Here is an 18,561-nt window from a genome sequence, read left to right as displayed (position 1 = left end):
GCATATTTCAAAATGAAATCGCCATGATAATGTCTTCTCAAAAACTCATATAATCATCTTACGTTATAATAAGATAAAACGTTTTTTATTTCTTAAATAATCTCTTTCTAAATACAAGCATACTCATCGCTGAAAGAACTAACGCTATGCCTGAAAGTAATATTGATGTATTCTCTTGTCCACCTGTTGCTCCTAATGCTTTCTTATTTTCTTCTTGCTTATTAACAGCTGGTTTATTTTCTTTCACAACTTGATTATTCACGTTTTGTTCTTGGACTACTGCTGATTGATTTACCGCGTCTTTTGAACCTTCAATTTCTTTTCCTGTTTCTTTTACCTTCGCTTTCGATCCTTCAACTCCTGTTGTTGGCTCTTTTACTTCTTCTTTCTCTTCTTCAACTTCTTTTGTTGGCTCTTTTACTTCTTCTTTCTCTTCTTCAACTTCTTTTGTTGGCTCTTTTACTTCTTCTTTCTCTTCTTCAACTTCTTTTGTTGGCTCTTTTACTTCTTCTTTCTCTTCTTCAACTTCTTTTGTTGGCTCTTTTACTTCTTCTTTCTCTTCTTCAACTTCTTTTGTTGGCTCTTTTACTTCTTCTTTCTCTTCTTCAACTTTTTTTGTTGGCTCTTTTACTTCTTCTTTCGGTATTAATTTTTCTACTATATTCTGCATGACAATGCCACTATATAATATGCCAGTCTCATAATGATCTGCATCTAAATCAAATTCATATATTTTTTCCCCTAGAGTACTCCAAATAATTCCCTCATCAGTAAGTGTTCCACCTTCACTCTTTAGTGTAATCTTTTCAATTGGCTCTCCTTCTAAATCATATACAGGAATTATCACTTCTTTATTTATTTCTGCATCATCCAAAATGACTTTTTGCCTTCTAACATCAATTGTTCCCCACTGACCTAATTGTATTAACGGCCTTACATCACGAATCTCATTCCCAGCTAGATTTAAGCTAAATAAGTTTAGCATGGAACCAATAACCGTTACATCTTTAATATGATTGTCCGCAAGATTTAACCACTGTAAATTTTCCAATGAAGATAGTGGTGTTATATCTTCAATTTGATTATGAGATACATTCACATTATTCAATTGTTTCAAGTTTGAGATGAACTCAATATTTTTCAGACCTACTCCTTCTAAAGTGAGGTTTTCTAAGTTCGTCATGTACTCTAAACCTGTTATATTTTTTATCTCATTTCCTTTTTCTTTAAGTATCTCTAGTTTTTTAATCTGTAATAAATCTTCTTTTGTGATAGGAGCGTTTACATTCTCTCTACCTAAATTCTCTTTATTAATATGTTGTTGTAAAGTTTTATCGAGAATTACATTTTCCTTTTGTTCATTATCCTCTTTTATTGTTTCCTTGATTTCGTCTAATCTTTCAACAACATTTTGAATTACTGTTCCATTAAACTTAATACGATTCTCTTCTGGCTTTATATCCAACGTAAATTCGTATGTTTTTTCACCAGTAGTCCCCCATTTAACAGAACCATTATTAACTATCCCATCTTCACTCTTCAATTGAATAGTATCAAGTGACTCTCCTTGTAAATTATAGATAGGTATTTTAACTTCCTTATCTTTTTCTACATTATCTAAAAAGATTTTTTGTCTTTGAATATCGATATATATTCTTTTTCCTAGCTCTTGAACAGGTCTAACATCACGAATTTCATTTGAACCTAGCTTTAAATCATATAAGTCTGTTAAGTGACTAAGTGGCGTTATATCTGAAATATAGTTTTCTTCTAAATTAAGTGATTGTACAGTAGATAATCTTGATAAAGGTTCGATGTTTTCTAATTCATTTTTAGCAAGATCTAACTCTACTAATTTTTTCATTGATGTAATATGTTCAATATTCGTAAGTCCATTGTTACTTAAAGATAAGTTTTTTACATTTTTCAATTGCTCAATTCCAGCAAGGTTATCATTACTAATTTGATTATTTGCTACAGTCAAAGTCCTTAAAGATTTCACTGTAAATAATGGTTTAATATCTTTTATATAATTACTATTTAAATCTAGCATTTTAATCTTCTTCATTTGGCTTAATGGGCTTAAATCTGAGATTTTATTGTTTCTCAAAGTTAAAAACTCAATATGCTCTAACTTAGCCAAAGGCCCAATATCTTCAAGTTCACCATAGGTTATACTTAATGATTTCAATTGTCTCAAGTCCGAGATAAATTTTATATTTTTTAACTTAACTTCTTCCAACGTTAAGTTTTCTAAGTTCGTCATATATTCTAGACCACTTACGTCTTTTATTCCTTTACTTTTAGCTTCAACGACTATTAAGGATTTAACTTTTAATAAATCTTCCTTAGTTATTGGAGTATCTAGATTCTCTCTATTCAAGTTATATTTATTAATATGCCTTTGTAATTGCTTATCTACTATTACATTCGCATCTTGTTGATCCACTTTATCCTCTTTATTTTCCTTTTGTGCTTCTGGAACATCTTTATCTAAATTCAATGTATTTACTTCAAACTGTACTTGGTACTTATTGTCATAGGCCATTGTTGGAATATAAATATGCATTCGCATATTATACCTTTTTCCTAATTCCCCTACTTCAAACTGAATCACTTTCGTTCCATTTTTCTTTTTGTCTTCTGATATTACTTTCACATCATGAAACACACCTGGAGTATGAATATCCTCTGTTTTCAAGTATTGAAAGAAATCACTATCACTTAATGTTGCTGTTACAATTTTCTTTCCATTCTCAATTGTTAATTTCGGATCCTTTATATAAACAGCTGCCATAGACTCTTCATTCGTTTTATCTTTATACGCTTTAATAACAGCGTCATATGTACCATCTTCTAAACCTTGTCCAGTTTTATTCGCCTCAATTGCTACTGCCGCTAAAGCAGGTGTTGAATACACAGCAAACGGAAGTGATAACGCCGCCGCTATAATCATTGCATTTATACGTTTTCTTTTATTTTGTTTCAACTTTACATCTCCTCCGAAATATATAATTCGAAATGTAATCATTTCTCGAATAAATGATAATGATTTTCATTATCATTGTCAACTGAAAAAATAAAAAGTTTACAAAAAAAGAACCTCTTTAAAAGAGGTTATGCCATTTTCTCACCTGATTCTTCTCTAAAAAAGCTTTTCATCGCATGAAATACGTCTGCTTTTTGCTTTAAAATATAATATCTGAAATTATCATCTTTAATATTTTTATAGGCTGACATGAGTGTACTATGGCGGTTATACTGGTTCACTTCCCCATACCCAAACATATTACACTTCTTCATTAGCTCTTCAACAAGCTTTACACATCTAGCATTATCTGATGTTAAATTATCACCATCTGAAAAATGGAATGGATAAATATTATAGCGGTCTGGTGAATATTTATTATCGATAAGTTCTAATGCTTTTTTATATACGGAGGAACATATTGTTCCGCCACTTTCTCCTTTTGAGAAAAATTCTTCTTCTGTAACGACTTTCGCTTCTGTATGATGAGCAATAAATTCAATATCAACTGTTTCATACTTTGTGCGTAAAAATCTTGTCATCCAGAAAAAGAAGCTACGTGCCATATATTTCTCCCATATTCCCATCGATCCACTCGTATCCATCATCGCTAATACAACAGCTTTTGAATCTGGCTTTAATACTTCATTCCAAGTGCGGAACTTTAAGTCTTCTTGATGAATTGGATGAAAAGATGCCTTACCACTCATTGCATTTCGTTTATATGCGGATATCATTGTTCGTTTCTTATCGATATTTCCCCATAATCCTGTTTTTCTAATGTCATTAAATTCAACATGTTCAATCCGGTTTTCATCCATTTCTTTTCTCTTTAAATTAGGCAGTTCTAACTCTCTGAAAAACGCTTGTTCTAATTCTAAAATAGAGACTTCAGCTTCATAGTAATCTTCCCCAGCTGCATCTCCTGCTCCTTGCCCTTTTCCTGGCCCTTTTTGTTTTTGACCACCTGATCCATCTCTCGCAACGACATCACCAACTTTGCTGTCACCGTTTCCTTGCCCAACATGTTTATTTTTATCATAATTGTATCTAATCTTATATTCATCTAGAGAACGAATTGGTATTTTTACAACATCCTTGCCATTAGACATAACTATACTTTCTTCTGTTACAAGATCGGGTAAATTATTCTTAATTGCCTCTTGTACTTTTTCTTGATGGCGCTGTTGGTCGTCATATCCTTTGCGATGGAGGGACCAGTTTTCCTGTGAAATCGTATAATTTGGTTGATTTTCTTCGCCCATTCCTTTCCCTCCTTACTGTAATTGTCTTCCTGTATGAACAGCAATCTATAAATTTTGTTCTGTAATATGCAAGCTAGAATATTTGAAAGGTAACTGCCCACAGAAAATTATCCCATAAACATTTATAACGTTTTTCATACAATACCCCGAGCATCCTAAACAAAATTTTGCCACTCACATAAATAGAAAGAAATATTCAGCCACTGATAAGAAAGAAACACAATGCATTGTTGCACACATTTTTACTTTGCAACATATTGTATTGTGTTGGCTTTTTTCGTATGAATGGTTGGTTACTCTATCATATGCATATTGTAAAAATAATTGACAATAAATTCATAAAATTGCATCTTAATTTATTACATTTGGACAAGGTATGACACTTTATACACATATGAACGGATAATAAAACGCTGTCCCGCAAAATACAAGAGACAGCGTTTTGTTATCAAACTATCTGTTTAACAAGCTACCTACATAGCGTAGTAATTCATTTGCTGAAGAAGAATTATAGCCATGCTCATCAATTAAACGCGCAACAACATCATTGATTTTCTTAAGCTGATTTTCGTCCGGCGTTTTCGTTGATGTTGTAATTTTCACTATATCTTTTAAATCAGCAAATAGTTTTTTCTGAATCGCTTCACGAAGACGCTCATGTGAATTATAATCAAAGCGTTTTCCTTTACGGGCATAAGCAGAAATGCGAATTAAAATCTCTTCACGGAACGCTTTCTTAGCATTTTCTGAAATTCCAATTTGCTCTTCAATTGAGCGCATTAATTTTTCATCTGGACTCATTTCTTCTCCTGTTAACGGATCACGTAATTTCGATTTATTGCAGTACGCCTCAACGTTATCTAAGTAATTATCCATAAGCGTCTTAGCTGATTCTTCATATGAATAAACAAACGCTTTTTGTACTTCTTTCTTCGCGATTTCATCGTATTCTTTTCTCGCTAATGAGATGAAGTTCATGTAACGTTCACGGTCTTCATTACTAATGGATGGATGCTGATCTAGCCCATCTTTTAAAGATCTAAGTACATCTAACGCGTTAATAGATGGTACCTCTTTTCGAATGATTGTAGACGAAATTCGGTTAATGACATAACGAGGATCAATACCCTTCATACCTTCATCTTGATATTCGCGTTGTAATTCTTCTACATCAATCGCATTATAACCTTCTACCGTTTCTCCATCATACAAACGCATCTTTTTAATTAAATCAATATCCGGACGCTTCGGATCTTTTAAACGAGTTAAAATAGTGAACATTGCTGCAACGCGAAGTGTGTGTGGTGCAATGTGAACATTCGATACATCACTTTCACGAATCATTTTTTCATAAATATGTTCTTCTTCACTTACTCGTAAATTATAAGGAACTGGCATTACAATAATTCTTGAGTGCAATGCTTCATTTTTCTTATTTGCTATAAATGAGCGATACTCTGTTTCATTCGTATGCGCTACAATTAATTCATCTGCTGAAATAAGCGCAAATCTTCCCGCTTTGAAATTCCCTTCTTGCGTAAGCGATAATAAGTGCCATAAAAACTTCTCATCGCATTTTAACATCTCTTGGAACTCCATCATTCCTCGGTTTGCCTTATTTAATTCTCCATCAAATCGATACGCACGCGGATCTGATTCTGAACCATATTCTGCAATCGTAGAAAAGTCCAGACTACCTGTTAAATCTGCAATATCCTGTGATTTTGGATCAGACGGGCTAAATGTACCAATCCCTGTACGGCGATCTTCAGAGAAGAAAATACGCTCTACAACTACATCCTCAATTCTTGATCCGTATTCTTGCTCTAAACGCATGACATTTAGTGGTGATAAATTCCCTTCAATTCTAACCCCATACTCATCAAAGAAATCATCTCGTAAATGATGTGGAATTAAATGCAGTGGATCCTCGTGCATTGGGCATCCTTTAATTGCAAAAATTGCTCCGCGATCTGTTCTTGAATATGTTTCTAATCCTCGTTTCAACATTGTAACTAACGTTGATTTCCCTCCACTAACAGGACCCATTAATAATAAAATTCTTTTTCTAACATCTAATCGTTTTGCAGATGGATGAAAATATTCCTCTACAAGACGTTCTAGAGCATCCTCTAATCCAAAGAGCTGATTACTAAAGAAGTTATACTTTCTTCTACCATCAACTTCTTCAATTCCAGCGTCTTTTATCATATTGTAAATGCGAGAGTGTGCTGTTTGAGCCACCCATGGTCTTTCTTTCACAAGCTCCAAATACTCCGCAAACGTACCTTCCCATTGTAAACGTTCTTCTGCTGCTCGATGCTGTTCAATCTTTTTTAGAATATCCATTATAGCTCCTCCCCCATCTCCTTGTTCAATCGGATTATTATAAAAGGTATGCTAGGATGTCCTTAAACATTCTTTAAATCAAAACGAAATATATAATAGCACGCTAAAATTCTCTCCAAAATTCAAAGAAAATTCTGTATAATATAGGTATTAACATTTTTACACTGCTATTCATTATAAATAAATTCTTTTCTTCTAAGAACCTTACATACATTTTGGATAATAAATAAAACTCATAAACCGAAAACAGTAAGGAGGATATTAGTATGAAATTATTATTAATTTTAGGTGTATCACTCACATTTCTTACAGCTATTTTTACATCCGGTTACAATGACAAACCAGGTACACATAAAAAATGATGTGCTTTTAGCACATCATTTTTTTATTTATAATACATATTTTCCATATCATATTTGGATAGTGGTCGGCTATAATAATAACCTTGTACAAGCTTCACATTCTTTTCTTTCAAAAACTGTATTTGCTCCTTTTTTTCTACTCCTTCTGCAATTATATTCAATTCTAAAGTATGAGCTAAATGAATAATTGCAGCTGTAATATTCGTATCACGTTCATCTATATGTATACCTTCCATAAAAGAACGATCAATTTTTAAAGTATCAATTGGATATGTTTTTAAATAACTTAAAGATGAATAGCCTGTTCCAAAATCATCTAAATGAATCTTTAAATTTTGTTCTTTTAATTGTAGTAACACTCTCTTTGATATATCTTTATGTATAAGAGCTCCTTCTGTAACCTCTATCGCTAATAAATGAGCTGATACATTGTACTTATTTAAAGCCCGTGTAATCATCTCTATTAATGTAATAGAACGAAAGTGTCTAGCTGAAATATTAACCGCAATTGGGACCACTTCATATCCTTTATTTAACCATTCGCGCAGTTGCTGACACACTTGATTTACTACCCATTCATCGAGCTTAATAATAAATCCTGTTCTTTCTGCCAACGGAATAAATTGGTTTGGAGAAACAAATCCTAATTCCTTATTCTCCCACCTTATTAAAGCTTCCATACTAGCTATTTTTTTCGTTTCAATATTAATTTGTGGCTGATAATATAAGAAAAATTCATTTTTTTCTATAGCACGATGTAACTGGTTTTCTATTATAAACCTTTGTTCACGCTCACAGTCTAATCCACTACAATAAAAATGATAATGTCCTTTTCCTTTTTCTTTTGCTTTTTCTAAAGCAGCATCGACCCTCTGAAATAGTATTTTTTCATCTTCTCCATCTGCTGGAGCCATTACAATTCCAATTGATGCACTTAAATATACATCTTCTTCTTCGATTACAAAATATTCACTAATATTTTTCAGTATGCTTTTTGCAACTTCCTCTACATATTCTTTCTTTATATTTTCTATCAACATAACAAATTGATCATCGTGTTCTCTAAATAAGTGCATACCTTCTATTTTTAGATTGCTTAAACATTCTGTAACTTTTTGTAATACTTTATCTCCCTCTTTATGACCAAATGTATCATTAATACGATGAAACTCATCTAAATCTATAAATACAAGCGCAAAATTTACACTCTCATTTAAAAAAGTATTTAACTTATTTGTACATGAAATTCTATTCATTAATCCCGTTAACTGGTCATAGTAAGCTAAATATTCTGTTCGCATTTCGTTTAATACTTGCCTTGTAACATCTCTCGTAACAATATAAATCCCAACAATTTCACCGTTCACAATAATCGGGATAGTTCTCAAAGAAATATATAGCTCGTACCCTTCTTTATGAACATATTTCTTTGAAACAATTTGTTTTGCTTTTCCTTGCATCGATCCCTTAAATATAATTTGAAAATCTTTTTCATATTCTTTATTAATGAATTCAAAAATAAATTTATTATTTAATTCCTCATACCGGTATCCAAATATTTCATACGTTGCCGGATTTGCATATGTAACTCTCCCTATAGAATCTATAGATATAATTGAGTCATTATTATATTCCAGTAACGACTTAAATAACATTTGTTTTTCCTCTATCTTTGTCTTCTCCTCAATTTGAGCTGTAATATCTCTTGTAATACAAATAACAAATTGACATATTCCTTCTTCGTCGCAGACAGGATTAAGTGAAGATTCATAATGTATCTCACCTTTTGGTAAATTGACTACATCACAAAAAGTGTGTGCTTTCGCTTCTCTCACTACTTTTGCATATTGCCTTTGCAATATCCCCGCTATATCTTTTGGTAATACTTCTGCAAAAGTTTTTCCATAGCACTCTTCGCTTAACCTAGCATAATCCATTCCTATTTTATTCACATACATATATTGAAACGTTTCATTATCAATAACTTTCAATATGAATACTAAATCTTGAATAGCATGTAATAATCCTTGTCTAATTAAATCCATATCTATCATACTTAAAAAGGTATTTTGATTACTATATTCTTCCTTCATATTTATCTCAACCCGTCTTATCTATTTTTAATCATATATCCCATTCTATATGATTATGTCCTCTCTTTTAAATGTATGATTATATATTATTTTTATTTTATAAAAAAAAGTCGCCATATGGCGACTTTTAATAAACGATTTCTAAATCTAATCCAGGGTAATTTTGTTGACGGAACGCTTCATAAATTAAAATTGCTGCTGTATTAGATAAATTTAATGAACGTACTTTATCTGTCATTGGAATACGTAAACAATGATCAAAGTTTTCTTCGATTACATTAGCTGGTAAGCCGTTTGTTTCTCTTCCAAATACAAAATAGTAATCCTTCTCACGCTTGCTATAGTCAAACGCTGTATGAGCTTTCTCGCCATACTTTGTTAAATAGAAGAATTCACCGTCTTTATTTTTTTCATAAAATTCTTCAATTGAATCATAATACGTAATTTTTACGTGCTGCCAATAATCTAATCCTGCACGCTTTAACATTTTATCATCCGTTGAAAATCCAAGCGGTCTAATCAAATGTAATTCTGTTCCAGTTGCTGCACAAGTACGAGCAATATTCCCTGTATTTGCTGGAATTTCTGGCTGATATAAAACAACATGTACTCCCACGCGATATTCACCTCTGTTTTTTGTCTACTACGTATTATACCACTTGAGCGAAAAATCTCTACCCATTAATAATATGAAAGAATTTATATTTCATTTGTGGTGTATATTTACTAGAGTCTTCATAGTTCCAATAACGTCGACGGCTATTCGCTGAATGTGCATTTACAAGCGGCATACCATCTGCATCTTTTGCTACTACAATCGTCGTATGATTCCATCTTCCGTCATCCTCGAAATCATAAGCAATGACATCTCCAAGAATAAGTTCTTCTGGCCTCTCTACCGCCTCTGCTCGAAGTCCTGTTGTAGCACCTGACAAATACCAATAAAAAGAATGTGCAACAGCCCAGCTCCAACTCCACTGATTCTCCCTTTGCCACCATCCTTTACGAATATTAGGATACCCGTTCATAGGTACTTCTCCAGTATGAAGACATTGAGAAATGAAATTCGTACAATTATCAGGGAAATTACGATACATAGGATTCCGGTCATCCCACCAACGCTCTGCATATTTCACTGCTTCTAAACGATTATACTGATAAGAACCGTACTTCTCTTTCGTAATATCCCTTTCTAATGTCTCACCCATTCTAATTTCTTCTGACACTTCAATAGCAGAATCGCCTATAATTCGACTATTATTTAAACAAACTCTTCGTTTTAATTGTTCCTCTTCAATATAAAATAATTCTTTATGCTTAATTAAATATTTAAAATGTATTTGATAATCAATTTCTTGATGGTCATTACTATTTAATTGTCTAATGAAAGAAACATCCGCAGTTGCTTTCACTATATGTGCACTACGCCTTTGAAACAATTGTTTCTTTCTCAGTGCCATTTGTAGTAAATCCTCAGCAATACCATCCACATTCGTTCTTTTCTCCGTTATATATGCTAAAAATTGTTGTACTTGGTTTTCAATCTTCGTTTTTACAACCATTCTGTCTCCCTCCCATATTACAATATGAAAAAGGGAAATATTATCTACTCTTTTTTCTGTGCTAACAATTCAAGCCCGCGATTCATTTCATGAAGCACTTCTTCATCTTTCTCACGTTCCATCGCTTTCTCAATCGCTTCGCCTACTCCATCTCCGCCAATTTTCCCAAGTGCCCATGCTGCCGTTCCGCGTAGTACCGGTCTTGGGTCATCTTTCATAACACCAATTAAATCTGGAATTGCCGATGCTTCTTTAAAATGTGCTAATGCTAAAATCGCATTTCTTTGCAGTGGTTTTTTCCCTCTCCATGACCCTGACATAATCCCATATTTCTCTTTAAAATCACGATTACTAATTGTTAAAAGTGGCGTTAATAATGGTTTAACTAGCTCAGGATCCGGCTCCATCTCAGGATGATTATGAAAATCCATTCCTTTGTTTTTCGGACAAACAGTCTGACACGTATCACATCCATATATGCGATTTCCTATTTTATCGCGATATTCTTCAGGTAGGAATCCTTTCGTTTGTGTTAAAAACGCAATGCACTTCTTCGAATCTAACTGTCCCCCCTGTATTAAAGCACCGGTAGGGCAAATATCGATACATTTCGTACAGCCTCCGCATTGATCTTCTATCGGCTTATCTGGCGGGAATGGAACATTTGTAATCATTTCCCCTAAGTATACGTACGAACCAAATTCAGGTGTAATAATAGAGCAGTTTTTACCGCTCCATCCAATACCAGCACGCTCTGATACAGCTCGATCACTTAATTCACCTGTATCAACCATGGACTTCACTTCTATATCGGGAAGTTTTTCAATTAAATATGCCTCTAATTTTTGCAAACGATCTCGTAAAACAAGATGATAATCTTGTCCCCAAGAAGCACGACAAAAAATCCCACGGCGTTCTCCACGCTTACTTAATGGTGCATTTTTTAATTTTGAAGGATATGCTAAAGCAATCGCAATAATTGATTTAGCACCCGGTAATAACAGTTGCGGATTCGTTCTCTTCTCTATATCAGGCTCTTCAAATCCAGATTGATAATTTAATTGTTGTTGCTGGATTAAGCGCTGCTTTAATTCCTCAAAAGGAGAAGCGCTCGCAAAGCCTATTTTATCTATGCCAATTGTTTTACTATACGCAATTACATCTTGCTTTAATTGTTCAAAATCCACTCTTAATCGCCTCCTCAGATGAATCCACCCCTTATGTAACCACTCTATTGGTTAGTAATTCACGTTTGGAATACTATTATTTACTTCTATTTTCGCATGTAATTATATTTTTCAAACATTAAAAAACGCAATGCCTCGTTTATCTCGGAAACGAAACACTGCGTTGATCACAATTTATAGAAAAACATTTAATAAAATTTGGAGCGGGTGAAGAGAATCGAACTCTCGACCAGAGCTTGGAAGGCTCTTGTTTTACCACTAAACTACACCCGCAAATATGAATTACATATAAGATATTAGAATAACTTATGTAAAGTAGTATAGCATGTAAAAAAAGTAGAGGCAAGAATTTTATCGAAAAAAGTCGAAAAAGTGATGAGAGACCTCATCACTTTTTCAATTCTTTATCAATTGCCTTCTTCATACTATCAAAATCAGGATTTGCAAGATTTCCGTTTACATATACAGAAGGAGCACCTTGAACTTTTAATTTTTGAGCACGATCTGAATCTTTACTTACTTTTTCTTTAATGTCTTTACTGTGTAAATCTTTCTTAAATTGCTCTACATTAACTTTCGGCAGTTTCTCTTTCACAATGCTAAGAAGCAAATCTTCTGTAATCCATTCTTCTGTATCTTTCTTTTGATTTTGATAGATCTCATCATAGAAGATCCAGAATGAATCTTTATCTTGTTTATAAATTGCTTCACCAGCTGCTGCACCTAAATCTGAGTCTTTTCCAATAAATGGGAAGTTAATAAAGTATAACTGCACTTTGCCTTTATCAATATACTCTTCTTTTAATCGAGGTAATACTGTTACATCCCAAGTACGACAAGCAGGACATTTAAAGTCTCCAAATTCAACTACCTTAACTGGAGCATCATCTTTCCCTAAAGATTGTTGCGTAGAATAAGCAAACATCTCATTCCCTTTATCTTTTTTGTCATTTATGATGCTATACGCAATTGTTCCAATTACAATTAATACTGCGATAGAAAAAACTATACCAAGAGCCATGAGTTTATTTGATTTCATATACATTCCTCTTTAAATTCATATTCTGTATACAGCATTGTACACAATACACATAATATCAACACTTATATACGTCACGCAATGAACACGCTCACATAAATTACAAAAACACAATAATTGTGACGATATTGTGTCACAATTTGTCACAATTTATTCAAAAAAAGAAGCTCCTCTGTAGGAACTTCTCTTAACTTACTGCTTTTTTACGCGCGCTATTTAACATCGACTGCTCTATTTTTATATCATGACGAATTACCAATTTCTCACTAACTGCTTGAACATACTCATCATGGCTTATATAGCCTTCTTTCTCCATTAGTCTCAAAACGACATTACGTCTCTCTACTGCTTTATCATAATTTTGGGCAGGTGAGTAATAAGCAGGTGCTTTTACTACAGCAGCCATCATTGCACTTTCAGCCAACGTTAATTGGTTCACCTTTTTACCGAAGTAAAGGTTTGCTGCTTTTTCAATTCCCCATGCTCCTTCTCCATAATAAATATTACTTACATATAATTTTAATATTTCATCCTTCGTAAATGTGCGTTCAATTTTTTTCGTATAAAAAATCTCTTTCCACTTCCGAGAAAATGTACGTTCATTCGTTAAAAAGGCATTTTTAGATAGCTGCTGTGTAATTGTGCTTCCTCCTTGCACGACACCACCAGCCTTTATATTCTCAACAGAGGCCCTAATAATTGCTATATAATCTAAACCGTTATGATGATAAAATCTTTTATCTTCTGTCGCAATAAATGCATGTGTTAATGATTCTGGCACCTCTAACTTAGCCGGTACATGTAATTTACTAATATCACTTTTCTCAATCATTACATTTCCAATGAATAATAACGTACAACTTAACAATAATAATAATATAATGGCTTTATAAAAAAGTTTAGTCATTGGATTTAATGCAACTTTTTGATGATAGTTCACCCTAGATAATACTCGTTCTTTCATCTTGAACACCTCTTTTCCACACAGCATATAACTCTTACTTTAAGAATACATTGTTGTAAAAAAATATCCCATCGATTTCTCTTACACGTACCTTACATCATTGTAAGGTATAAAGTGAAACTTTAATGAGCCCTCATCAATCAGGCTTACTGCCCAGCAAATAGTGGGATAAAAAAGTATTGTATCACAGTATTTTTTTATCTACTATTCATCTGAAATATTGAATATAGGTTATGTTAAAGTACGAATAACCAATAATAGAGAAACCCTTAAGACTATTATATTTTCACTTTACACTTTAATTATATCATCTACAAATATATATACTTTTGACTATCTAGTAATCTAAATGTATATAACATATAGATTTATTATACAGAACAAATGTTCCTAAAATCAATACTAGTGCTATTATTATTTTGACCTTTTTCTTAAACAGTATACAAAAAAAGAGTAGTGATTCGAATGTATCTCAAATCGGCTACTCTTTTCTTTACAATCTTCCTATTAAATTATACGGCTGTACTTCCCACGTTTCATACGGAATAAAATGTGTTGCTCTCATTGCATCAAGCGTTCTGGATTTCATATGAGGACGCGTTATATACTCATCTATGTTCTCTTCATTTAAATCAACAAATTTAGCCTCTTGTATTTCTTCAGGTTGAATTTTTATTTCACCACTTATATATGCTACTTTAAAAACAACAGCTAGAATATGCATAGAAGTATTATAATAAACGCCTGTAATTCCGATAGGCTTCACCGTTAACCCTGTTTCCTCTTTTATTTCCCTACAGACAGCTTGATCGAGCGCTTCGCCTTCTTCTACCTGTCCTCCTGGCAACTCCCACGTATCAGCTCGCCAGTGCACTTTTGTTAATAACACTTCATTTTTTTCATTTGTTAAATAACCTGCTACAGCAACGATATGCTTTGGTGTCTTATGTTCCATATTAAGCCTCCTAGAGATAATGAATATTTTATATATCCCTATAATCATATTCCCTACCTACAACAAAATACCTTTAATACTTCATCACCTTAATTAACTTCATAAAAAAGACCCTATCCGCTAAGCGAAAAGGGTCATCTATCGTATTACTCTCCTAAGTCTACGTTGTGATAAACTTGTTGAACATCTTCTAAATCTTCTAATGCATCAACCATTTTCTCAAATTGTGCTTGAGCATCTTCAGGAAGTGTTACATCACTTTGTGCAAGCATTGTTAATTCTGCAACTGTAAACTCCTCAACGCCAGCACCTTTAAGTGCAGATTGTACTGCATGAAATTGATCTGGTTCAGCATACACGATAACAGAATCTTCTTCTTCTAGAATGTCACGTGCATCTACATCTGCTTCCATTAAAATTTCAAGAACTTCATCTGATGTTTTACCTTCAAGGCCGATAACAGCTGTCGCATCAAACATGTAAGCTACAGAACCGTTCACACCCATATTACCACTGTTTTTGCTAAATGCAGCTCGTACATCTGCTGCAGTACGGTTTACGTTATTTGTAAGTGTATCTACAATAACCATAGCTCCATTTGGTCCGAATCCTTCATAACGAAGCTCGTCATAATTTTCTTCTGAACCGCCTTTTGCTTTTTCAACTGCACGATCAATAATTGTTCTTGGAACATTGTATGTTTTCGCACGCTCTAATACAACTCTTAGTGCTTGGTTTGATTCTGGATCTGGCTCGCCTTGTTTTGCTGCCACATAAATTTCACGCCCAAATTTCGCGTATATACGGCTTGTATTTGCATCTTTTGATGCTTTTTTGTCTTTAATATTGTTCCATTTACGGCCCATACTTTCCACTCTCTTTCCCGTTTTAAATCTACATAAAAATATTAATATGAAATATAATGTGTGTTCAACACATTTTTAAAAGAAATATAAAAAGTTCATTTTTGATTCATATTACAGACATAATATAAATCACTATCATTTTGTTCTTTCGACAAGTTATATTATACATGAATTCCTACGTTTATTACGAATTTTAGAAGCACATAGTATAATTTAACAAAAAGACTCTAACATTTCTGTTAGTGTCTTTTTATATTGCTAATACCGATTTCCATATTATTCCCATAATTGTTTTCTATTGTTGTATAATAAAAATAGGAAAAAATTTGAAGAAAAGATGGAGGGTGAATTATGACACATTCAAAAGACAAAAAATCACATGCTTTTAAAGGAATAGGAGAAAAATTAAACCCAACTATCTATCAAGTGAGATTCATGAAATTAGATGAACCAATTCGATTTGAGTCGTTTCCTGAATTAAAGGAATTAGGAGACTGGTTGAGTACTTCAACGCACATGTGGTCATGCCACTCAACTATGTACAAATACAACAGAGAAGAGTTTGAAAAGAAGTTCTTAGAAATTACGAAATTAACAGCTGATCATGTACTAATATCTACTGGTGGCGTCGGATTTAACTTCATGTCACCAGGTTGGAGAAATTCTCTATAAAATAATGAAATTATATAAAGGGATAAAAATTTATCCCTTTATTGTTTTGTAGTTTTCCCCAACTGTATCGCATGTACTAAATGAATAAGTTTACCTTAATCATTTATAACCATTTCACCAACACACCATTTTTGCTTATTTTATAGTGTGATGAAAACATAAAAAGACTCTACACATTTGGTGTAGAGTCTTTTATTACGCCGTTCATGATACCGATGGTCGGGGTCGAACCGACACTCCCGAAGGAACACGATTTTGAGTCGTGCGCGTCTGCCAATTCCGCCACATCGGCACAAAAGAAAAGGCGGCAACCGGATTTGAACCGGTGATAAAGGTTTTGCAGACCTCTGCCTTACCACTTGGCTATGCCGCCATATTAAATTTTATTGGAGCGGAAGACGGGATTCGAACCCGCGACCCCAACCTTGGCAAGGTTGTATTCTACCACTGAACTACTTCCGCAAAAATGGCTGGGCTAGCTGGATTCGAACCAGCGCATGACGGAGTCAAAGTCCGTTGCCTTACCGCTTGGCTATAGCCCATCGAATTCTTACTTAATTATATGTAAGTATCCATTAGATTATTTGTAATTTTTAAAATAAAAATGGGGCGACTGATGGGAATCGAACCCACGAATGCCGGAGCCACAATCCGGTGCGTTAACCACTTCGCCACAACCGCCATGTTGTGTAAATATATTTGGCAGGGGCAGTAGGAATCGAACCCACACTGGAGGTTTTGGAGACCTCAGTTCTACCTTTAAACTATGCCCCTATGTAAATGGTGGAGGGGGGCAGATTCGAACTGCCGAACCCGAAGGAGCGGATTTACAGTCCGCCGCGTTTAGCCACTTCGCTACCCCTCCGAAACTTACATGGTGCCGGCTAGAGGACTTGAACCCCCAACCTACTGATTACAAGTCAGTTGCTCTACCAATTGAGCTAAGCCGGCGTATTTTATTAAAATAAATGGTGGCTCGGGACGGAATCGAACCGCCGACACGAGGATTTTCAGTCCTCTGCTCTACCGACTGAGCTACCGAGCCTTATTAAAATGGCGGTCCCGACCGGGGTCGAACCGGCGATCTCCTGCGTGACAGGCAGGCATGTTAACCACTACACCACGGGACCATTTGGTTGCGGGGACAGGATTTGAACCTGCGACCTTCGGGTTATGAGCCCGACGAGCTACCGTGCTGCTCCACCCCGCGATAATACTATTCATATAAAATTTATATGGTGGAGGATGACGGGATCGAACCGCCGACCCCCTGCTTGTAAGGCAGGTGCTCTCCCAGCTGAGCTAATCCTCCAAAGTGGTGACCCGTACGGGATTCGAACCCGTGTTACCGCCGTGAAAGGGCGGTGTCTTAACCACTTGACCAACGGGCCAAATATTATAAATCCTATGGCGGAGAGCAAGGGATTCGAACCCTTGATACGCTTGTGACGTATACACGATTTCCAATCGTGCTCCTTCGGCCAACTCGGACAGCTCTCCAATGGCTCCGCAGGTAGGAATCGAACCTACGACCGATCGGTTAACAGCCGATAGCTCTACCGCTGAGCTACTGCGGAATAATATTGCCTGGCAACGTCCTACTCTCACAGGGACAAGGTCCCAACTACCATCGGCGCTAGAGAGCTTAACTTCCGTGTTCGGTATGGGAACGGGTGTGACCTCTCTGCCATCATTACCAGACATTATTCTTTTGAGACAATCATTATTATAACTCATTTACTTTAAAAGTCAATAAGTTTTTTATGTTCTCTCAAAACTAGATAACATTGCTACATATTATATGGTTAAGTCCTCGATCTATTAGTATTCGTCAGCTCCACATGTCACCATGCTTCCACCTCGAACCTATCAACCTGATCATCTTTCAGGGATCTTACTAGCTTACGCTATGGGAAATCTCATCTTGAGGGGGGCTTCATGCTTAGATGCTTTCAGCACTTATCCCTTCCGCACATAGCTACCCAGCTATGCCCTTGGCAGAACAACTGGTACACCAGCGGTGCGTCCATCCCGGTCCTCTCGTACTAAGGACAGCTCCTCTCAAATTTCCTACGCCCACGACGGATAGGGACCGAACTGTCTCACGACGTTCTGAACCCAGCTCGCGTACCGCTTTAATGGGCGAACAGCCCAACCCTTGGGACCGACTACAGCCCCAGGATGCGATGAGCCGACATCGAGGTGCCAAACCTCCCCGT

At 34.9% G+C, this 18,561-nt stretch carries 12 protein-coding genes, 16 tRNA genes and 2 rRNA genes (1 of these 30 only partly in view); 1 reads left to right on the top strand and 29 read right to left on the bottom strand.

The genetic code is table 11. The features are described from left to right. Positions 1–85: 85 nt before the first annotated feature. From NST90_RS02785 to NST90_RS02730, 12 genes are all read right to left on the bottom strand, one after another. Complete coding sequence (locus NST90_RS02785; protein ID WP_339201067.1) at positions 86–2,989, bottom strand: leucine-rich repeat domain-containing protein; 2,904 nt, start codon at positions 2,987–2,989, stop codon at positions 86–88. Positions 2,990–3,117: 128 nt separating this feature from the next. Then, positions 3,118–4,293 carry a sporulation protein YhbH gene (gene yhbH, locus NST90_RS02780; protein ID WP_000503519.1) on the bottom strand — a complete coding sequence of 392 codons (1,176 nt, stop codon included), beginning with the start codon at positions 4,291–4,293 and terminating at the stop codon, positions 3,118–3,120. Between the two features lie 453 nt (positions 4,294–4,746). After that, positions 4,747–6,642: a PrkA family serine protein kinase gene (locus NST90_RS02775; RefSeq protein ID WP_000353273.1), complete on the bottom strand. Its 1,896-nt coding sequence runs from the start codon at positions 6,640–6,642 to the stop codon at positions 4,747–4,749. 385 nt (positions 6,643–7,027) lie between these two features. After that, on the bottom strand, positions 7,028–9,097 hold the full coding sequence (locus tag NST90_RS02770) for an EAL domain-containing protein (protein WP_000657172.1): 2,070 nt from the start codon (positions 9,095–9,097) through the stop codon (positions 7,028–7,030). A gap of 127 nt (positions 9,098–9,224) precedes the next feature. Then, positions 9,225–9,713, bottom strand: coding sequence for a tRNA (uridine(34)/cytosine(34)/5-carboxymethylaminomethyluridine(34)-2'-O)-methyltransferase TrmL (gene trmL / locus NST90_RS02765; protein ID WP_000538147.1), 489 nt, complete (start codon positions 9,711–9,713; stop codon positions 9,225–9,227). Between the two features lie 58 nt (positions 9,714–9,771). Beyond that, a complete protein-coding gene (locus NST90_RS02760; protein ID WP_000260591.1) occupies positions 9,772–10,659 on the bottom strand; it encodes an amidase domain-containing protein in 888 nt (295 codons plus the stop codon). A gap of 44 nt (positions 10,660–10,703) precedes the next feature. Continuing rightward, complete coding sequence (queG, locus tag NST90_RS02755; RefSeq protein ID WP_000345215.1) at positions 10,704–11,846, bottom strand: tRNA epoxyqueuosine(34) reductase QueG; 1,143 nt, start codon at positions 11,844–11,846, stop codon at positions 10,704–10,706. Positions 11,847–12,045: 199 nt separating this feature from the next. Then, positions 12,046–12,119, bottom strand: a tRNA-Gly gene (locus NST90_RS02750). A 115-nt stretch (positions 12,120–12,234) separates the two neighbouring features. Further along, positions 12,235–12,885, bottom strand: a complete 651-nt coding sequence (locus NST90_RS02745; protein WP_000841309.1) for a thioredoxin domain-containing protein — start codon at positions 12,883–12,885, stop codon at positions 12,235–12,237. Between the two features lie 187 nt (positions 12,886–13,072). Next, the gene (locus tag NST90_RS02740; protein WP_000664715.1) at positions 13,073–13,849 is read right to left on the bottom strand and encodes a transglycosylase domain-containing protein; all 777 of its coding nucleotides are present in this window, start codon (positions 13,847–13,849) and stop codon (positions 13,073–13,075) included. Positions 13,850–14,342: 493 nt separating this feature from the next. Continuing rightward, a complete protein-coding gene (locus tag NST90_RS02735; RefSeq protein WP_000400455.1) occupies positions 14,343–14,804 on the bottom strand; it encodes an NUDIX hydrolase in 462 nt (153 codons plus the stop codon). A gap of 146 nt (positions 14,805–14,950) precedes the next feature. Beyond that, positions 14,951–15,670 carry a YebC/PmpR family DNA-binding transcriptional regulator gene (locus NST90_RS02730; protein ID WP_000532952.1) on the bottom strand — a complete coding sequence of 240 codons (720 nt, stop codon included), beginning with the start codon at positions 15,668–15,670 and terminating at the stop codon, positions 14,951–14,953. Between the two features lie 351 nt (positions 15,671–16,021). Here NST90_RS02730 and NST90_RS02725 point away from each other — a divergent pair, with 351 nt between their 5' ends. Next, positions 16,022–16,342: a DUF3884 family protein gene (locus NST90_RS02725; RefSeq protein WP_000149743.1), complete on the top strand. Its 321-nt coding sequence runs from the start codon at positions 16,022–16,024 to the stop codon at positions 16,340–16,342. A gap of 210 nt (positions 16,343–16,552) precedes the next feature. On the opposite strand, the gene NST90_RS02720 is transcribed toward NST90_RS02725, so the two are convergent. The 17 genes from NST90_RS02720 to NST90_RS02640 form a co-directional block, all read right to left on the bottom strand. Further along, positions 16,553–16,634 (bottom strand) — tRNA-Leu (locus NST90_RS02720). A 10-nt stretch (positions 16,635–16,644) separates the two neighbouring features. Further along, positions 16,645–16,715 (bottom strand) — tRNA-Cys (locus tag NST90_RS02715). A gap of 14 nt (positions 16,716–16,729) precedes the next feature. Continuing rightward, a tRNA-Gly gene (locus NST90_RS02710) sits at positions 16,730–16,804 on the bottom strand. 5 nt (positions 16,805–16,809) lie between these two features. Next, positions 16,810–16,884, bottom strand: a tRNA-Gln gene (locus tag NST90_RS02705). Positions 16,885–16,947: 63 nt separating this feature from the next. Further along, positions 16,948–17,023: transfer RNA gene (locus tag NST90_RS02700), tRNA-His, on the bottom strand. Between the two features lie 19 nt (positions 17,024–17,042). Further along, positions 17,043–17,116: transfer RNA gene (locus tag NST90_RS02695), tRNA-Trp, on the bottom strand. Between the two features lie 7 nt (positions 17,117–17,123). Continuing rightward, a tRNA-Tyr gene (locus NST90_RS02690) sits at positions 17,124–17,207 on the bottom strand. A 10-nt stretch (positions 17,208–17,217) separates the two neighbouring features. After that, a tRNA-Thr gene (locus tag NST90_RS02685) sits at positions 17,218–17,293 on the bottom strand. An 18-nt stretch (positions 17,294–17,311) separates the two neighbouring features. Beyond that, positions 17,312–17,387, bottom strand: a tRNA-Phe gene (locus NST90_RS02680). A 9-nt stretch (positions 17,388–17,396) separates the two neighbouring features. Then, positions 17,397–17,472 (bottom strand) — tRNA-Asp (locus NST90_RS02675). 3 nt (positions 17,473–17,475) lie between these two features. Next, a tRNA-Met gene (locus NST90_RS02670) sits at positions 17,476–17,552 on the bottom strand. Between the two features lie 26 nt (positions 17,553–17,578). Beyond that, a tRNA-Val gene (locus NST90_RS02665) sits at positions 17,579–17,654 on the bottom strand. 4 nt (positions 17,655–17,658) lie between these two features. After that, positions 17,659–17,733 (bottom strand) — tRNA-Glu (locus NST90_RS02660). A 17-nt stretch (positions 17,734–17,750) separates the two neighbouring features. Continuing rightward, positions 17,751–17,842 (bottom strand) — tRNA-Ser (locus NST90_RS02655). Positions 17,843–17,844: 2 nt separating this feature from the next. Then, positions 17,845–17,919 (bottom strand) — tRNA-Asn (locus NST90_RS02650). Positions 17,920–17,927: 8 nt separating this feature from the next. Continuing rightward, positions 17,928–18,043 (bottom strand): 5S ribosomal RNA (gene rrf, locus NST90_RS02645). Between the two features lie 100 nt (positions 18,044–18,143). Further along, positions 18,144–18,561, bottom strand: a 23S ribosomal RNA gene (locus NST90_RS02640) (it continues 2,504 nt past the right edge of the window).

The sequence above is a fragment of the Bacillus sp. FSL E2-8900 genome (assembly GCF_037966225.1).
In the GTDB taxonomy this organism is placed as follows: Bacteria; Bacillota; Bacilli; order Bacillales; family Bacillaceae_G; genus Bacillus_A; species Bacillus_A cereus.
Note: the sequence above shows the minus strand (reverse complement) of the source record. Positions and strands in the feature narration are given on the sequence as shown.